The 16528-nt window shown below is 60.9% G+C and carries 14 protein-coding genes; 6 read left to right on the top strand and 8 right to left on the bottom strand.

Features of this window, described 5'->3' with window-relative positions; genetic code table 11:
• Positions 1–8: 8 nt before the first annotated feature.
• Positions 9–143, bottom strand: coding sequence for a hypothetical protein (locus ACYQ2I_RS04825; RefSeq protein WP_460165865.1), 135 nt, complete (start codon positions 141–143; stop codon positions 9–11).
• Between ACYQ2I_RS04825 and ACYQ2I_RS04820 the strand changes: the two genes are divergently transcribed.
• The gene (locus tag ACYQ2I_RS04820) at positions 142–1467 is read left to right on the top strand and encodes an MFS transporter (protein ID WP_460165864.1); all 1326 of its coding nucleotides are present in this window, start codon (positions 142–144) and stop codon (positions 1465–1467) included. The two genes, ACYQ2I_RS04825 and ACYQ2I_RS04820, sit on opposite strands and share 2 nt — an antisense overlap.
• Positions 1468–1654: 187 nt before the next feature.
• Here the strand turns inward: ACYQ2I_RS04820 and ACYQ2I_RS04815 are convergent, their stop codons facing one another.
• The 3 genes from ACYQ2I_RS04815 to ACYQ2I_RS04805 form a co-directional block, all read right to left on the bottom strand.
• Positions 1655–1870 carry a hypothetical protein gene (locus ACYQ2I_RS04815; RefSeq protein WP_460165863.1) on the bottom strand — a complete coding sequence of 72 codons (216 nt, stop codon included), beginning with the start codon at positions 1868–1870 and terminating at the stop codon, positions 1655–1657.
• 391 nt (positions 1871–2261) lie between these two features.
• Positions 2262–3029: a site-2 protease family protein gene (locus ACYQ2I_RS04810; protein ID WP_460165862.1), complete on the bottom strand. Its 768-nt coding sequence runs from the start codon at positions 3027–3029 to the stop codon at positions 2262–2264.
• 14 nt (positions 3030–3043) lie between these two features.
• Complete coding sequence (locus ACYQ2I_RS04805) at positions 3044–4303, bottom strand: lipid-A-disaccharide synthase (protein WP_460165861.1); 1260 nt, start codon at positions 4301–4303, stop codon at positions 3044–3046.
• 306 nt (positions 4304–4609) lie between these two features.
• Here ACYQ2I_RS04805 and ACYQ2I_RS04800 point away from each other — a divergent pair, with 306 nt between their 5' ends.
• Entirely contained in the window at positions 4610–5629 is a 1020-nt protein-coding gene (locus ACYQ2I_RS04800; protein ID WP_460165860.1) for a bile acid:sodium symporter family protein, read from the top strand.
• 22 nt (positions 5630–5651) lie between these two features.
• Here the strand turns inward: ACYQ2I_RS04800 and ACYQ2I_RS04795 are convergent, their stop codons facing one another.
• Both ACYQ2I_RS04795 and ACYQ2I_RS04790 read right to left on the bottom strand, forming a co-directional pair.
• Complete coding sequence (locus ACYQ2I_RS04795; protein ID WP_460165859.1) at positions 5652–7046, bottom strand: ABC transporter permease; 1395 nt, start codon at positions 7044–7046, stop codon at positions 5652–5654.
• Between the two features lie 228 nt (positions 7047–7274).
• Complete coding sequence (locus ACYQ2I_RS04790; RefSeq protein ID WP_460165858.1) at positions 7275–8618, bottom strand: Gfo/Idh/MocA family protein; 1344 nt, start codon at positions 8616–8618, stop codon at positions 7275–7277.
• A 558-nt stretch (positions 8619–9176) separates the two neighbouring features.
• Here ACYQ2I_RS04790 and ACYQ2I_RS04785 point away from each other — a divergent pair.
• Complete coding sequence (locus ACYQ2I_RS04785) at positions 9177–10202, top strand: aldolase catalytic domain-containing protein (RefSeq protein WP_460165857.1); 1026 nt, start codon at positions 9177–9179, stop codon at positions 10200–10202.
• Between the two features lie 304 nt (positions 10203–10506).
• Positions 10507–10770 carry a hypothetical protein gene (locus ACYQ2I_RS04780; protein ID WP_460165856.1) on the top strand — a complete coding sequence of 88 codons (264 nt, stop codon included), beginning with the start codon at positions 10507–10509 and terminating at the stop codon, positions 10768–10770.
• Positions 10771–10782: 12 nt separating this feature from the next.
• Here ACYQ2I_RS04780 and ACYQ2I_RS04775 read toward each other — a convergent pair whose 3' ends face one another.
• Positions 10783–12579: a thioredoxin domain-containing protein gene (locus ACYQ2I_RS04775; RefSeq protein WP_460165855.1), complete on the bottom strand. Its 1797-nt coding sequence runs from the start codon at positions 12577–12579 to the stop codon at positions 10783–10785.
• Here ACYQ2I_RS04775 and ACYQ2I_RS04770 point away from each other — a divergent pair.
• Together ACYQ2I_RS04770 and ACYQ2I_RS04765 are read left to right on the top strand one after the other, a co-directional pair.
• Positions 12560–12784 (top strand): hypothetical protein, encoded by a 225-nt coding sequence (locus ACYQ2I_RS04770; protein WP_460165854.1) that lies wholly within the window; start codon positions 12560–12562, stop codon positions 12782–12784. The genes ACYQ2I_RS04775 and ACYQ2I_RS04770 overlap by 20 nt on opposite strands.
• A 337-nt stretch (positions 12785–13121) precedes the next feature.
• Positions 13122–14510 (top strand): hypothetical protein, encoded by a 1389-nt coding sequence (locus ACYQ2I_RS04765; protein ID WP_460165853.1) that lies wholly within the window; start codon positions 13122–13124, stop codon positions 14508–14510.
• A 26-nt stretch (positions 14511–14536) separates the two neighbouring features.
• On the opposite strand, the gene ACYQ2I_RS04760 is transcribed toward ACYQ2I_RS04765, so the two are convergent.
• Positions 14537–16468 (bottom strand): YgiQ family radical SAM protein, encoded by a 1932-nt coding sequence (locus tag ACYQ2I_RS04760; protein ID WP_460165852.1) that lies wholly within the window; start codon positions 16466–16468, stop codon positions 14537–14539.
• Between the last annotated feature and the right edge of the window lie 60 nt (positions 16469–16528).

Below are 16528 nucleotides of genomic sequence, written 5' to 3'. Positions count from 1 at the left end.
GACGATTGTCAGATGTAGAGAAAGAGCAGCCTGGTTACGGCAAGAAACCGCTTCTTCCAGTGCGAGGCCGGCCGAAAGTGGGAATGGGTTCCCACGATGCGGTTGTCGTCGAACGCGGACGCATCGACTATATTGGGAGTCATGTCCCGCACACCGTCACCTTCTGCCGAAGCATCGTCGCCTGGTACTGCAACGCCCGAACATTCCACGCGAAACTTGGGGCTACTGGCGGTCCACCAGATCCTCTTTCGCATCGCCTGGCTGTTCAAGACCGAAAGCGTCATCGTTCCCGGGTTTCTGGATTTCATCGCGGGCGCGAATGCCGGCGTGTTTCGCGGCTTCCTGCCGATTCTCAGCCGCGTGGGACAAGGGGTCGTGCCCCTGTTTTTCACCGGTGCCGTGGAACGCCTGCCGCGAAAGAAATTTCTTCTCGGAATCATCACGGTGAGCCTAGGCCTTCCTTTCTTGATTGCCGGTTGGCTTCATCCGAAGGCCTCGGAGGGCACCCCCTATGCGGCGATCATCTTCTTGGGACTCTACTTTTTGTTCGCTGCTTTGAACGGTTTGTACCTCGTGCTGTTCGGTACGATCCAAGGAAAACTGATTCACGCCGAACGGCGGGGCAAACTGCTCACGTTGTCGACGTTTTGGGGAACGATTCCCGCGGTGGCGGCCGCGTTGATCTTTCTGCCTCGCTGGCTGGACGCCGCAGGCCCGAATTACACGGCCGTGTTCGCCGCGGCCGCAGGCATCTTCGCGATCTCGGGATTCGTCGTTCCCGCCCTGGCCGAGCCGAAATCACCGTCCCGACATGAGCCCGCTACGCGAAGCCTGGCCGTCGACGTCTTGTGGCAAACCGTTCGGAGCGATGCGGCCTTGCGGCGATTGATGCTGGTCACCGTGCTGTTCAGCGTGACGTTCGTGTTGATCCCCCACTATCAAGCCCTGGCACGTCAAGCGTGGGGACTCGGCGGCAGCGATCGCGTCGTCTGGATCGTCGTTCAGAGTATCAGCGTAGGCCTGCTCAGCACGTTGGTGGGGCCGACGGCCGACCGGCGAGGCAACCGATTGACGTTGCGACTGTTGATCTTCGGCGCCGCAGCGGCACCGATGTTTGCCGTTCTCTTGACCTGGCTGCCCGGCTCGATCGCCGCCCGCGCGTTCTGGCTCGTGTTCATACCGCTGGGGATTCCGCCGCTGGGCCTCCGCGTCGGTTTCAATTACGCGCTGGAACTGGCACCGCCGGAACACCATCCACGGTACTTGGCGGCCGTCCAATTGGCGCTTTTGGCACCGCTGTTTCTTTCGCCGCTGGTCGGTTGGGCCGTCGATCAGTGGGGGTTTGTGCCGGTATTCTCGCTGGCGATTCTGGTGATCTTGGCAGCCGGAGCGGCTACGTTCACGCTTCACGAACCGCGATACGGCGACGGCAGTGACCGCAAACCGGCCCTTATCGACGAATCGTGAAAGAAACGGCAACTACCGAACGGCGCTCCCTGTTATCGACGCGTCTGAAGCGAGGAACGAATACCAAAAAAGTTAGGACCGGTCGACGACCGGTCCTTTCTCGTCGTGTCTGCTTGTAAGCGTGTCGGATGCGGCAGCGAACGGATCCCGTCGCTCACCGAGCGCAACCGCCGGACTAGCCAGCTGTCTACTCAGCAGTTTCCTTCTTAGCAGTCTTCTTAGCAGTCTTCTTGGCAGTCTTTTTCTTGGCGGTTTTCTTTGCGGCTTTCTTCGTGCCGCACTTCTTGGTTGCCTTCTTCGTGCCGCATTTCTTGGTAGCTTTCTTGGTAGCTTTCTTGGTAGTCTTCTTCGCTACCTTTTTCGCTACCTTCTTCGCCGTTTTTGCTGCCTTCTTCTTAGCCACGACACGTCCTCCGTCCAATGGATCAACGACGAGACGGCTTCGACCTTCGAAGCCAACGCCCCATCGATCGATGCGGGGGGAAATCCGTCCCAAACGATTCGATTTCCGGTACCGTCACCGCCGGGGCTTAGAAACGGCCACCTGATCTCGTCGTCTTGCACTCTCGCCTAGCTAGGCAACCGGCTATGATCAACCCGACAGACGCTTTGGAACATTGAACCTCTGCCGGGATGGCCACCACGTGATGTCCGTCTCACGACACTTCAAGAGTACGCATGTCGCACATAAGAATGTCTGCCGAAATATTAAGTTATCTTGAAGAAATTTCAATCCTTCTGCGCGCGAAATTCGGCCGGTTGGCCCTGCGCACGTCTGATCGTATCGAACCACCCTAGAAACGGCTCTGCTGAAAGCCGCTGAAGGCCAAGTAACCGAACAAGATCGCGATGAACCACTGCCCCGACAGCACGAACAAGACAGCCAAACAGACGGCCGTTGCGGTCGAGACGGCAAACGCCTTACGTAAGCCGTTCCATGGATCCCACGCCACGAGCAGCTCGCGCAAAATCTGACCACCGTCCAACGGAATGATCGGCATCAGGTTCAATAGCCCCCAGGCCACGTTCACGAACAACAGGTAGTTGACGAACATGAGCACGAACGGCGAGGAAATCCCTTGCACGACGATCATGACACCGTAAGGCAATCCCAAGAAGACATCGGGACGATATCCGGCGGCTAGTGCGGCAGCCGTCACCACGGCGGCGAAGGTGAATCCCGCCGCGGGACCGGCAAACGAGATGAACACCCGTCCGGCAACGGTGGGCCGCGGTGCGCGTGTGTCGACCCGCGGACCAAACCGCGTCAAGCCCCCTAGGCCGTACAACATGATGCTGGGGGCATGACCGTACCAGCGCATGGCCCAGGCGTGGCCCAATTCGTGGACCAACACGGCCAGAAACATCGCCGCGATCCACGCCAGCAAACCGAACAAATCGCTGGCATTCATCCCCAACAACACGGCAACCAGCCAGAAAAAAGGATGCACCCGCACGGGCACACCTGCGATCGAAAAGTACAAGTCGTAGCCGGTGTCCGGAGGTTCGTTTCCTATCACGGTATCGTCGGTCTCGCGCCGTAAGGTAGCAGTCGTTTCCAAGGAGCGAACGCTTGTCACCTTCGGGTAACGGCTTTCGTTTCCGATTCCGAAACAAAGTGGGGTTTACCGTTCCCGGTCACAGCGTTGCCGACTGCCGCATGTTCAAGGATGTATTCTGCGGCTCTTCCTGCTGCCCCGTACCAATCGAGGCGGGCCTTCAACGCCCGCAACCGCTCGACGACGGCCATTCTGGCTTCGGGATCGAGGAGCCATTCGGCGAGTTGTTCGGCCATGTCGTCGCTTCGGTCTCGCCAGGTCAAGTATTCCGGAAAAACGGCGTCGGCACAATCGGGGCGTCCTCGTTCGTACAACCGCAGATCTCTCGGATACAGCTCCTTCGCCGCCAACAGATTGACCAGTGTGATGTACTTGACCTTACGGAACTGCTCCTGAACCCAAAATGCCGGTCGGCTGATGCGATAGAGGATGATCGTCGGCTTCTCATGGTATAGCAGTTCCAATGAGACCGATCCCGAAACCGCCAAGCAACAGTCGGCCGCCCGAATGAGCTCGGGAGTCCGGCCGCTGTAGACCTCCACAGGCACGGGCACATCTTGCACGCGGGCCTCGATGCGTGCGGCCTGACTCGGCTTGAACGCGGCGACGGCGAATCGTACGCGTTCGACTTTCGCGGCCGTTTTCACCGCCGTTTGCAGCATGTCGCCGATGTTTGCATCGACCTCCTGATCCCGCGAGCCGGGCAACAGCACGACCAACGGCCGCCCGTCGCGGCGGAGCGAAACGTCTTCTCGATCGGTCGTTTCCTCGGTCCGAGCGGCTTCGTCGAAGAAGGGATGGCCCACATAAACGGCCCGACACCCCCGCTCGGCGAACCACGGCTGCTCGAACGGCAAACAGCACAGCACATGGTCGACATAGCGCCGCATTTTCTTGACCCGGCCGCATCCCCAGGCCCAAATCTGCGGCGGCACGAAATAGAAGACCGGGATTCCTTCACGATGCGCAGCCTTGGCCATCCACCAATTGAAGCCGGGATAGTCGACGAGGACGACACCGTCCGGCCGATTTCGGCGGAAATGCTCGACGGCCCGACGATACAGCCCCACGTAATAGCTCAATCCGCCCAGCGCCCGGCGAAACCACATGATCGCCCGCTCGGTCAAGTCTTCGTGCAGGCGACATCCGGCCTCGGCCATCCGCGGACCGCCGTAGCCTTCGGTGATGATCTCGGGATCGCGCGATTGCAATGCGCGAATCAGTTCGGCGGCGTGCTGATCACCGCTGGGTTCCCCGACCGAGAAGAAAAGTCGCATCGATCTGCCGCTCCTCCGTGAATCGACCGTGCGGAAGACGGAACCGTCCGACGCGTCCCGCCTCGACGATCGCAATCTTTGCGCGTTTTTCCCAGTATGCCAGAGTTTCGCATTGCGTCAAAGACTGAATCGAACGTCGCGGACGTTTCTCGGTTCTCGGCGGTCGTGTTTTGGCGTCGTCTCTCGTCTGGTTACAATGGGTGCCCGACGCGCCGCCCGGATCGGCACGTGTTCCCCAACCGATAGATGCTCGAACTGCTTTTCCCGGGCGAATCGCCCGGCACGATCGCCCTTCACGATGCAACCATGACAACTCAGCCCTTTATCGATCGATTTTTCACCGGGTTACGCAGCGTGCTCGAAAAAGGCCTTCTGGTCTGGCTCGTGTTGCTTTGCCTGACGGCTTTCGTGTGGCCGAACCTGATCGGCACGACGACGTTCGACCCGTTCGTTCAGGGAAAGACCTCCCTGCCCTACTGGATCGCCGTGACGATGCTGGCGATCGGCTCCCTTTTGCCGCCGGAGGAAGTCCGAGGGGTTCTCCGCCGCTGGCCGCGGATACTCGGGGGCACGACGACCCAATATCTTTCGATGCCGCTTTTGGCCTACGTGTGCGGCCGGGCGTTCGGACTCGAAGGCCCTTGGTTGATCGGCATTTTGATGGCCGGATGCGTCCCCGGCGCGATGGCCTCGAACGTCTTGACGCTCTTGGCTCGCGGCAACGTGAGCTATTCCGTCGGTCTGACGACCAGCGCCACACTGCTTTCGCCGGCCGTCGTTCCCGCGGTCATGTACTTGACCGTCGGCCGGGTGACCACGTTCCCGGTCGGCAAGACGGCCTTTGACCTGGCTTGGATGGTCGTCGCGCCCGTCGTCACCGGCTACGTACTAAGTCGAATATGGCCACTCTGGGAGAAATGGGCTGATCGATTGGGGGCGATCGTTGCGAACGTGACGATCCTGTGGATCATCGCCGTCGTCGTCGGCGTCAATCGGCAGAACATGCAAGCCGTCACCGGAACCTTGGCGGCCGCGTTGCTCACCCTGAACGGCGCGGGATACCTCGCGGGTTTCTTGGCAGGCGGCGTGATGCGTCTCGATCAGGGCATGCGTCGGGCGCTGACGCTCGAGGTCGGTATGCAAAATGCCGGACTAGGCACGACCCTGGCCTTGGGACTCTTTCCCGATCAGCCGCAAGTCGCGATTCCATGTGCCCTGTACACCTTCGGCTGCATGTTCACCGGGTCGGTCCTCGCCCGCGTTTGGTCGGCGATTCCCGTCACCAACCCGACGGAAGCGTCCACCGAAGCCGCCGAAACGGCTTGAGCCTGGAGAAACGGCTTTCGAATCACGGCTCGCGCAACACGACGGCCGGATCTTGCCGGATGGCGGCCAACATCGGCCAGTAGGCCGCCAACGCCGAGAGGACCGGCGCCCCCACGATCGCCGCAGCGAACAGGTCCCAGGGACTGGAAAAGAGCTCACTACTCAGAGAAAACGCCTGCGAGCCCAACCATTGGGCGGCCAGATAGCCCAACGGCGCACCGACGATCGCGCCGAGAACGCCGACTAGCGTTGCTTTCCCCAAGAACAAGCCCGCAATCGTGCGGGAGGTCTTGCCGATCGCCCGGAGAATGCCGATCTCGGTTTGCCGCTGTTTGACGTTGGCCATCGCCAACAGTCCCAGCCACACGACGCATCCCAAGACGACCAAGGGGGTGACCGTTTCCGACAACGTTTGCATGACCGCCAAGATTTGCATCCTGGAACGTTCCATGTCTTCGACGACTTTCCGCCGCTGGCGCAGAACCTCCTCCCGCTCGGCCAGGTTGCGTTTCATTTCGGCCAGCAATGCCTGCTGCTTTTGCTCCACGGCCGTTCGCTGTTCTTCGCGGGCAAGCGCGAGCGTCTTGTATTCGACGATGCGGGTGTCGGGCAAGACGGCCTCGAGCTGTGCACGAATCAACGGCAGCGCCCCCCCAGCACAGTGACATCCCAATGCCAAGATCTGATTGATCCGCCCCGGTTTGTCGAGAACCTCTTGGGCGTCTTTGAGGTTCATGGCGATGGTGATGTCCTCTTTACTGCCAGTTTCCGGCATGATCTTGGCGATGACGAATTTTCGTCCGAGGACTTCCGTTTCGTCGCCCTCTTTCAAACCGTGGCCGATTTCGCTCCCCAGCCACACGGTTCCCGGTTCGATTTGTTTTCCCATCGGCTGGACCGGCGACAAATGGGCCTGCGGCACCTCCCTCCGATAACCGACCAGCAACACCTTGCGGTTATTCCATGTGATCTTCGCCTGCAACGTCGCCACCAAGTGACGCACGAGCGTCAACTGCTCGGCGTTGGCCAGCTTCTCGACGTACTCTTCGGGCATATCGTGCGAGGCGAAATCCTCGGCCCAAAAGTCGGCCATGTTCGTATCGCGATGGGTGATCATGAGGTTGAACCCCAAGTCGCGCATCGTCTTGCGGGTTTTCTCTTCGAGCTCGGCCATCTCGGCCTTGGTTTTGGCTTCGAAAGCCTCAATGTTTTGGCGAAGCTGCCCGACGCCTTTTTCCAAATCCCCCAACTGAGCCTTCCATTTCCCGATTTCGGCCTGCGTTTGCATCCGATAGGCATCGACCAGCAACGGTCCGGCAACGAATAGCCCGGCCGCGACGACTACCGCGACCAAGCTCATGGCAAACTGGACCTTCCGATACAGGATTTCGGCAACCAGGATTTTGAAGAAACTCATCCTGCCGCTCCTCGCAGCGTATTTCGAGCCCCGCGCGTTCTTCGTTTTACATTGGCATCGATGCATTATACGCACGCGCAAAATGCGTGTGCCAATGCCGCGGCCGCGCGATTCCCTCGCCAGAGGTCCCCTCTCCTCACGAAAACGAGCGACGCCGCAAGCGAGAACGCCTGCGACGTCGTCTGAGTTCGCGGTACGACTCTTCAAGGTTGGACGGATCGTGCCGACCTAGAAGGCCTTGGTGAATCCCGGCATGGCGATCGGATACCGACCGTTTTCATCCGCCTGGACGGGGGCCGGGTCGTCAAGGCTCTTCCAGTTATCCAACTCGGGAGCCAAGACCAAATCGCTGTTCATGGCCATTTCCCAGGTCACTTCCTTCCCCGACTCGGCGGCCATGCGACCGAGGATGCCGACCATCGCGGCGTAGGCGCATCGTTCGGTCTCGTTGTACGGCTTGTCTTGCCGGATGGCATCGAACAGCAAATCGTGCTCGCGCTGATAATGATTGCACGGTTCGCCGGTGTACCGCCAAATCTCGGTTTCCTTCGTCTGCTCCCAAGCAGAGTAGAGCTTCGGATCGGTGATCCCCTCACCCAACACGGCCGAGCCTTTGGTGCCGTGAATGACGTCCCCGAAAAAGCCCCAGCAATTGGCCATGTGGCGGCCTTGGGCAAAAAGCTTGGTTCCGTCGGCGAACCGGTACTCGACGGCGTAATGATCGAACAGTTGGTCCGGCACGTCGCGGACCTGACGACCGCCTTGTCCCTGCGCCGAAACCGGCCACTGGCCTTTCACCCAGCAGCATACGTCGAGGTTATGGATGAGCCAGTCGAGCAGGAAGCTGCCGTTGACCCAGGTGAAACAACTGTAGTTGCGGATCTGATGGGCCAATTCGCTTTCGCCCTCACGCCGCGACCGGAAACCGACCGGTCCGTGTTCGCGATAGGCCCACAAGGTCACAACGTCGCCGATCGCACCGTCGTGAATCTTCTGGATGATTTGTTCCAGCGGCAGATAGTGGCGGCTCATCAGCCCGCCGGCGATCTTCAGGTTCTTCTCGGCGGCCTTCTTTCCGGCAGCCAGCACGCGCCGCACGCCGGGTGCATCGACGGCGAACGATTTCTCCATGAACACGTTGCGACCGCGTTCCACGGCGTATTCCAAGTGCAACGGCCGGAAGGCCGGGGGCGTCGTCAACAGGACGAGATCCCCTTCTTCAATGGTATCGATCGCCTTGCGATAGGCATCGAAGCCCAAGTATTGGCGTTCCGGCGGCACATCGACCTTTTCGTCGCCGAATCGATTCTTCAACGCCTTCAGGCTCGATTGCAGTCGATCATCGAACACGTCGGCCATCGCGATCAGTTTCACGGGACCGGCGGTAGACAACGCGTTGGCCGCCGCTCCCGTTCCACGGCCGCCGCAGCCCACCAAGGCAATGCGGATCAAGTTGTCTTCGGCGGCGTGACAAAACCGCGGCAACGAGGCGGCTACGGTCGCTGCTGCGGCCGCCGTCGACGTCTTCTTCAAGAACTCGCGACGATTGGAACCCATCGACTGCTTGCGCATGGCAAACCCCCTTGGCATCAAAACATGGCAATAAAGACTGATGAACAGAAGTCGTCGCCCGGCGTGACCAAGGCGATACGTTTTCGTCGGGGAGGAACTGTCCGTCTCACACGGCGTCGGTACGACTCCACCGATACGCCGTGCCGTCGGGTATCGTGTCGAGGTTCGTCGGGGGCGGGTTTAAGTATAGACAGAACAATCACTTACCGCAAACTTTCTCCTGCCGCAACAAGACAACAAACCCGTTTCGGTTTGCGTCATTTTCGTAATTTCCCTCAAAGCGGCACGTCGCGGTCCGGGATGTCCCATCCGCGCGGCGTTTTCCCACGGCTGCGTGCATTCGTGTGCGGGTGCTCGCAGCGTTGACATCCCGCGCCGCCCGATCCACAATTGCATTTTCGGTGTGCGCCGAATGGCGGAGTGCCGTTCGGCGCCCGGGTCTTTCATTCCGGTGTTCGGTAAATCAAGCCGGCACCATGTCCCGGTCCGATTGTGTGTTTATCGGGCCGTAACGTATTCGATTTCGACCGATCGATTTGTCGACGGAAGTCGTTCGTGATGGTTCCTGAATCCTCCAATTCGTCCGATCCTGCCGCGAGGGAAAAACACGTGACCGCCCCTTGGATTACCTATCGCCCCGAACTGAAAGTTCTCGATTGCACGATCCGCGACGGCGGATTGGTCAACGATCACCATTTTTCCGACGAGTTCGTACGGGCGTGTTACGACACCTGTGTCGAGGCAGGAATCGACTACATGGAAGTCGGGTACAAGGCGTCGAAGAAGATCTTCGCCCGCGACAAGTTCGGTGATTGGAAATTCTGCGACGAAGACGACTTGCGTCGCGTGCTGGGCGACGATCAGGATCGGCCGGTGAAGCTGACGGCGATGGCCGACGCTGGAAAGTCGGACTGGAGGACGGACATTCTGCCCAAGAAGGACAGCATTCTTGACATGATCCGGGTGGCCTTCTACGCCCATCAGGTCGCCGAGGCGGTCGATATGATCAAGGATGCGGTCGACAAGGGATACGAGGTCTCCGCCAACCTGATGGCCGTTTCCCGCGCCACCGAGGTCGAAATCGAACAGGTTCTCGAACTGCTCGCGGAATCCCCCGCCCACGTGATCGTCGTGGTCGACAGTTTCGGTTCCCTCTACGCCGAGCAGATCGAGCGGCTGGTTCGCCAGTACCTCGGATACATGAAAGAATCGGGCCGCGAGGTGGGCATTCACGCGCACAACAATCAGCAGTTGGCCTTTGCCAACACGATCGAGGCGATCATCCACGGGGCGAACCGCGTAGACGCCACGATGGGGGGGCTGGGCCGAGGCGCCGGCAACTGCCCGATGGAGCTGCTCATCGGGTTCTTGCGCAATCCCAAGTTCAAGCTACGCCCGATCTTACACTTCCTGGAAAAATACATCGAACCGCTTCGCAAACAGGTTGATTGGGGGCCGCACGTTCAGTACAACATCACCGGCCAACTGAACCAGCACCCACGCAGTGCGATCGAGGCCCGTAGCACCCCCGAAGGTCGCGAGCGATTCGTCGACTTCTACGACCAGATCATCAGCGACGTGTAACTACCCCTCTAAGGTGGCAACACCCACGAAAACCTGCCATACGACATGCGCCCAGGCAGGAGGCGACCTATACTTCGGGTAGAGCATATTGCGCGCTTACCCCCAGGAATGACCGGCCATCACGGCGATGGGCCGCACGGTTCTCCGTACGGTGTCCGGTCGGCTGTTGTGTTTCCGATAAAAGGAGGAAACATTCACCCCGTGCCCCGCGAGTTGCATCAAGGAAAGGGCTAAGCGACAGCGAGCCGAGAGCGCTGTTTTGGGTCACAGGCGGGAATGCCGGAGCGCTTCCCGGGAAGGACGAATGCTGGTCGCCGTTGGAATAGCCGCCGTTGCCTCGCTGCACTTGGCAGCCGGATTTTGTCTGGCTGTTTGGCTCGGATACGGTCCGCCGAATCTATCCGAGGCGTTCGAGCTCTTGCTCGGCAATCCCCCTCCGTCGAATCAACCGGAAGCCCCTCCATCGGCTCCAAAAGGGCACGAGACCGCCGATCCGCCGTTGCCGAAAGCGACCGATGAAGAGGCTGAGCCAGAACCCGTTGCGGCAGAAGCGACTGCGGACGCCTGAGCATTTCTCACGTCACGGTGCGACGGGCAAGATCGCCGCGGGAATCGGAGGCAAGCCGTTCGACGGCGTCGCACCGCCGGCTCGTTTCGCCGGTACTTCCGCAGAACCTCGCCGATCGGCCACGCGGTTTTCGGACGAACCCGTCGCCTCCGTCGCGCCCGCAGGTACGGGACGCCCCGAGACAAGCTGATTCACGAACGCCTGAGACACGTTCTCGAGCACGATCACATCGCTTTCGGCCTGCGGATCGCTCTTCGGCCGCACGATACAGATGACCTCATAGCCGGCGGCCTGGCGGCGTCGAATCTCTTCCAGGGCCGCCTGTTCGCGGGCAGTCAACGTCGAGCTGCCTGCCGAAGCGTTCGATTGCCCCTCCGGGTTTCGCACGTACCCGACCGGCCGCACCGCATTTTTCGAGAGAGCTCCGAAAGGCACGGTCTCTCCGGTCGACGCCGGGACCGCATCGTATTGGGGCAAAGGCAGGGGTAAACCGCCCGCCAACGTGACCTCTTCGGGCGTTCGTTCCGCGGCCGGTTGCGCTTGCGAAGCGGTCGATGACGGGGTTTCGGCGATGGAGCCTTGGGGCATCCGGCGCGGCAACTGCGGCACGGCACTGCTCGCCGTCTCGAAACCGCTTGGGCCGTTACCGGCGGCAAGAGGCACCAGCGGCGCGCTCGCGATTTCGGGGGTATCCGCCCCATGCGCGGTCCCCCCATCGGCGAGCCGGGCCGCCTCAGGACCGGGACCGGCATAAACGAACCCCAGCGATGCCTGGTCCAGCTCGCGGTAGATTTCGACCAACGACGCGTACAGGCCTTCGTTCTCCGACGGGTCGGCGGCGTTACAAATGCCGATCAGGTAGCCCTCGGCCGAGAACAATCCGCCGCCGCTGCGGCCCTCGACGGGCGCCCCCGAGGCCTCGATGTTACCGAAACCGGCGTACTTGTCGATCGCCGTCACCCGCCCGGTCTTGACCGTAGGCGGTGCGCCGTCGTCGCACCCCACGTTGAAAACCGGATCGCCGACTTTGGGTTGGTATCCCGGCGGCGCCACCCGCGCAACGACGACGGGCGAATCGATCTTCACCGCGATCAAGGCCGTATCGTGTGTTTGATCGTACGTATAACCGATGAGCGTGCCCGGAAGACCGGTTGCCGGTCGGGGGCCGAACAGATCGACGGTGATGTCCCCTCGCCCTCCGTTGTCGCGAAAGAGGTGACCGCACGTCGCAATCAAGGCTTCGCCGCTGCGGGCGTCGATGATCGTGCCCGAGCCGTGCGAGCGTCCGTTCGGATCCTGCACATGAATGCGAACGGTGGCGGCCAGTAGGTCCTCCGGAGTACCTCGAGCAATCCGAACCGCACCGGCAGCCCCCGTCGGCTCGCGCGACGATGCCCCTGCGCGCGGCGCGGTTTCGGCCGACACGGCAACCGCCGTCAAGGGAACGACCGTTCCGGGACCGCTCGGCTCCGGCGCCGAAGGCTGTTTCGCCGTCTGCAACATCGACAACAAACGTTCGCGCGATGTGCTTCCCACCACGCGATCGGACTCGCGACCGTCGACGATCATGACGAACGTGGGCAAGGCATCCACCCCGAATCGTGAGGCGAGTTCGGGATTTCGATCGACGTCGATCCGCCGGACCGGCCAGCCCTGTTCTTCGAGTTGTTCGACGATCGGCATCATCGACCGACAGGGACCGCACCAATTGGCGTAAAAATCGAGCAGTACGGTCTCACCTCCGACGGCCTGCGCGCCGAAAAGCATTCCGCTTGCCAACACGACCGAGATGATTCCGTGTTTCGCCATCGGTCCGTCTCCCTATCCGACGGTTTCGCGCGGGTATCCGCGGGCAACACCCCTGTTCGACGGGTCGTGGTCGGCGGCGGGGCACAACGTTCGCTTCACGAACAAGATCATCCCGGTCGATCGGACGTTTTCGCAAATCTTGAATCGAAGCGTCCAAGAGGCCCGCGACAACGACAGGCGTCGTCACGGCGCAGGCATCTGCTGAAGACCGGAACCTCCTTGTTCCCTGAAATCGAAAAGCGAGTCGATTCGGCGGGCAGCGAGATCCCTCTCGCGGCACGGCCTCCCGCCGTCGTCGGCATCCACAAGAAAGCGGTTTGCTCTTGCGGCATTCGCGACCGCGTCGCTTCCATTGAACGGCAAATCGCCGAACAGGGCAACCCCAAATCGGCGATCGCGATGCATCCGGCCGCAGAAACTCGACATGCGGACACGAGCGACTATTTTAGTAGGTCGTCGCCCCCGATCGGCCGCGCGCCGGTTCGGCCTCCCCTCCCCCCAATGTCATCCCCACCACTATTACAGGAAGCGGAGTCTTCGTCATGTTCGTCCACCGATTCACCCCGGCGCCGGCTTTGTGGGCTGCGGCCGTCGTGTGCACGGCATTGCTAGTGCCCTGTGCAGCTCAAGAAACGACCGTTTTGCCTGTGAAGGCCGTTCCGGCCGGCGATTTTCTTGACTCGATCGGCGTGTGCACGACCTTTCCCAACCGCGGCCAACCGATCGACAAAACCGTCACGATGTTGCGCCACTGCGGCTTTCGCTGGGTCCGCGCCCATGTCGAAGATCTCGACGCACAAGGCCGCACGACGATCGAAAACTATCTGCGGTTGCATCACGAGGCGAACGTCAAGCTGAGTTTGGGGTTGGGGAGCGGCGGCAGCAATCTTTCCGCCTTACTCGAAGCCGGGCGCATCTTGGCCGAACACGATGCCTTGCTCGCCTTCGAGGGGAACAACGAACCCAACAATTGGGCCGTCACATACCGCGGAAAACGAGGCGGCGGACGCGACTCGTGGCTACCGGTCGCCGAACTGCAACGCGACCTGTACGCGGCCGTCAAACGCGATCCCGTCCTGCGACGATACCCCGTCTGGTCCATCTCGGAACCCGGCGCACAAACCGACAACGCGGGGCTTCAGTTCTTGGAGATTCCCCCCGGTGCCGATACCTTACTTCCGTCCGGCACGCGGTTCGCCGATTTCGCCAACGTGCACAACTACATTTACCATCCGAACTCGCCGTTTCCTGCCGACAACAAAGTTTGGAACGCTGCGGATCCCGGCCCGGAATGTCGCGTCGACGGTCTGTACGGCAACTACGGCGTGACGTGGGCGAAGAAGTTTCGAGGCTATTCGGTCGAAGAACTCGTCTCGCTGCCTCGTGTCACGACCGAAACCGGCTGCACGATCGACGAAAAACGCGGCATTACCGAGCGGCGTCAGGCCGTCGATTATTTGACGATCTATCTCGACCAGTTCGCCCGCGGATGGAGCCGCACGGCGATCTACATCTTGCGCGACCGTACGGACGAAGCCGGAAACCAATCGTTCGGTTTCTTTCGGCCCGACTACACGCCGCGACTCGCTGCCGAATATCTGCACAACCTGACGACGATCCTGGACGATCACGAACGCCCGCCTTCGATCGGTAGTTTGGGTTATCGACTGGTCGACCCGCCCGACACAACGCATGACTTGCTTTTGCAACATTCCGACGGCACGTTCTTTTTGGTCGTATGGAACGAGCGCGTAGACGGATCGGATCCGGTGGAAGTGCAATTTGCGCACACCTGCGACGTATCGTTGTACGATCCGACGGTCGGCGACTATGCCCTCGCGGAAATTCCGGCGGTCGAACGGATCACCTTGACGCTGACCGATCACCCGATCGTGCTGGCGATCACCGTGCCGAAAGAGGCGGCACCGTGAAAGAATGTCTCTGCAAGATCGCACGGCTATTTTCGCCGCGGTTTTCGGCGATGGGGGCGATAGCCGACCGTTGCAGAGCGACGCGCGTTCCCACCGCCCGACGGTTTTGCCGTTGCACGATCGGCACGGGACCGGACACTTCGAGGCGGCTTCGAGGGAACGAGGCAGTTCGGGCCGTCGCCGATCAAGTCGGTACGCCCCGCCAGCCGCAAAGCCTCACGAACATAGCGGTCGTTTTCCGGCATCCAGAATTGGAGTAGTGCCCGCTGGAGCCGTCGCTCGCGCGCCCCACGCGGCACATAGACTTCTCGACCGGTCATCGGATCGATGCCCGTGTAGTACATGCACGTAGCGATATCGAACGGCCCGGGCAGAAAGTCCTGCACCTGCTCGGGTCGATAGCCCGTCCGCTTGAGAAACTCGGCCAGGCGCACCATCGACTGCAAATCGCAGCCCGGAAACCCGGCAATGAAATAGGGAACCAGGTACTGTTCTTTACCCGCCTTCTTCGAAAGCCGTTGGAACTTGCGGGCGAAAGCCTCGAAATCTTCGATCGTCGGTTTCTTCATCAACCGCAGCACGTCGGCATCACAATGTTCCGGGGCGACCTTGAGATGTCCGCCCACATGATGCCGCACGAGGTGGCTCATGTACGCCGGACTCTTCTGTGCCAGGTCCATGCGAATCCCCGACGCCACCAACACCTTTTTCACGCCCGGTTGCTTGCGGACGGTCTTCAACAGCTCGATCAACGGCCCGTGGTTGGTATCGAGCAATTTGCAAATCGTCGGATGAACGCAACTGAGTCGTCGGCATTTTGCCCGCACCTCGGGCCGCGAGCAATTCATCCGGTACATGTTCGCCGTCGGTCCGCCTACGTCGCTGATCGTCCCCCGGAACGTCGGATCGCGTCGCAACTGTTCGACCTCACGGACGATCGACTGCGGACTTCGGCTTTGGATGATTCGGCCCTCGTGCGCCGTGATCGAACAGAATGTGCATCCGCCGAAACATCCCCGCATGATCTGAATCGAATGCCGCACGACCTGCAACGCGGGAATCTGCTCCTTGCCGTAGGCCGGATGCGGACGGCGTGTAAACGACAGGTCGTAGATGCGATCCATTTCGTCTTGCGACAACGGCCACGCGGGCGGATTGACGACCACGTATTCATTGCCGTGCCGTTGAATCAACGTGCGGGCGTTGTACGGGTTCGTTTCGACGTGCGCCGCGCGGGTCATCTCGGCGAACGCCCGCTTATCGTCACGAACTTGTTCGTACGAAGGCAACTCGACGACGTTTTCGCGCGGGGGCGTCTCTTTCGCGCCCAGTCGGTAGGCCGTTCCCCGCACATCCCGGATCGCTCGAACCGGTTCGCCGTCGCGCAATCGACGCAAGATTTCCAGCAGAGCCCTTTCGCCGTTCCCATAGACGAGCAAATCGGCTTTGGCATCGAGTAAGATCGAGCGGCGGACCTTGTCGCTCCAATAATCGTAATGGGCGATGCGGCGAAGGCTGGCCTCGACGCCGCCGGCGATGACGGGCACGCCGTCGTAGGCCTCCCGCGCCCGCTGACAGTAAGCCAATGTCGCCCGATCGGGCCGCAAACCGATTCGCCCACCGGGCGAATACGCGTCGGCATTTCGAACCTTGCGGTTCGCCGTGTACCGATTGACCATCGAGTCCATGTTTCCGGCGCTGACGGCGAAACACAGTCGCGGTCGTCCGAATTGCCGCCAAGGTTCGCACGAATGCCAATCGGGCTGCGCCAGGATGGCAACGCGGTATCCCTCGGCCTCCAAGAGTCTCCCCAACAGCGCCATGGCGAAGCTGGGATGATCGACGTATGCGTCGCCGGTGACAAAGACGACATCGACCGCATCCCATCCGCGCGCAGCGACCTCCTCGGCCGTCATCGGCAAGAAGGCACGGGGCGCCTTGGGCGATCTTTCGGACATGCAACACCCCCGTTCGAGGGAGATTTGTTAATGAGAGAGGACTACCGCGAGGAAGAGACG

This window comes from Thermostilla marina (assembly GCF_054657455.1).
This window is presented reverse-complemented; position numbering and strand designations above follow the sequence as displayed.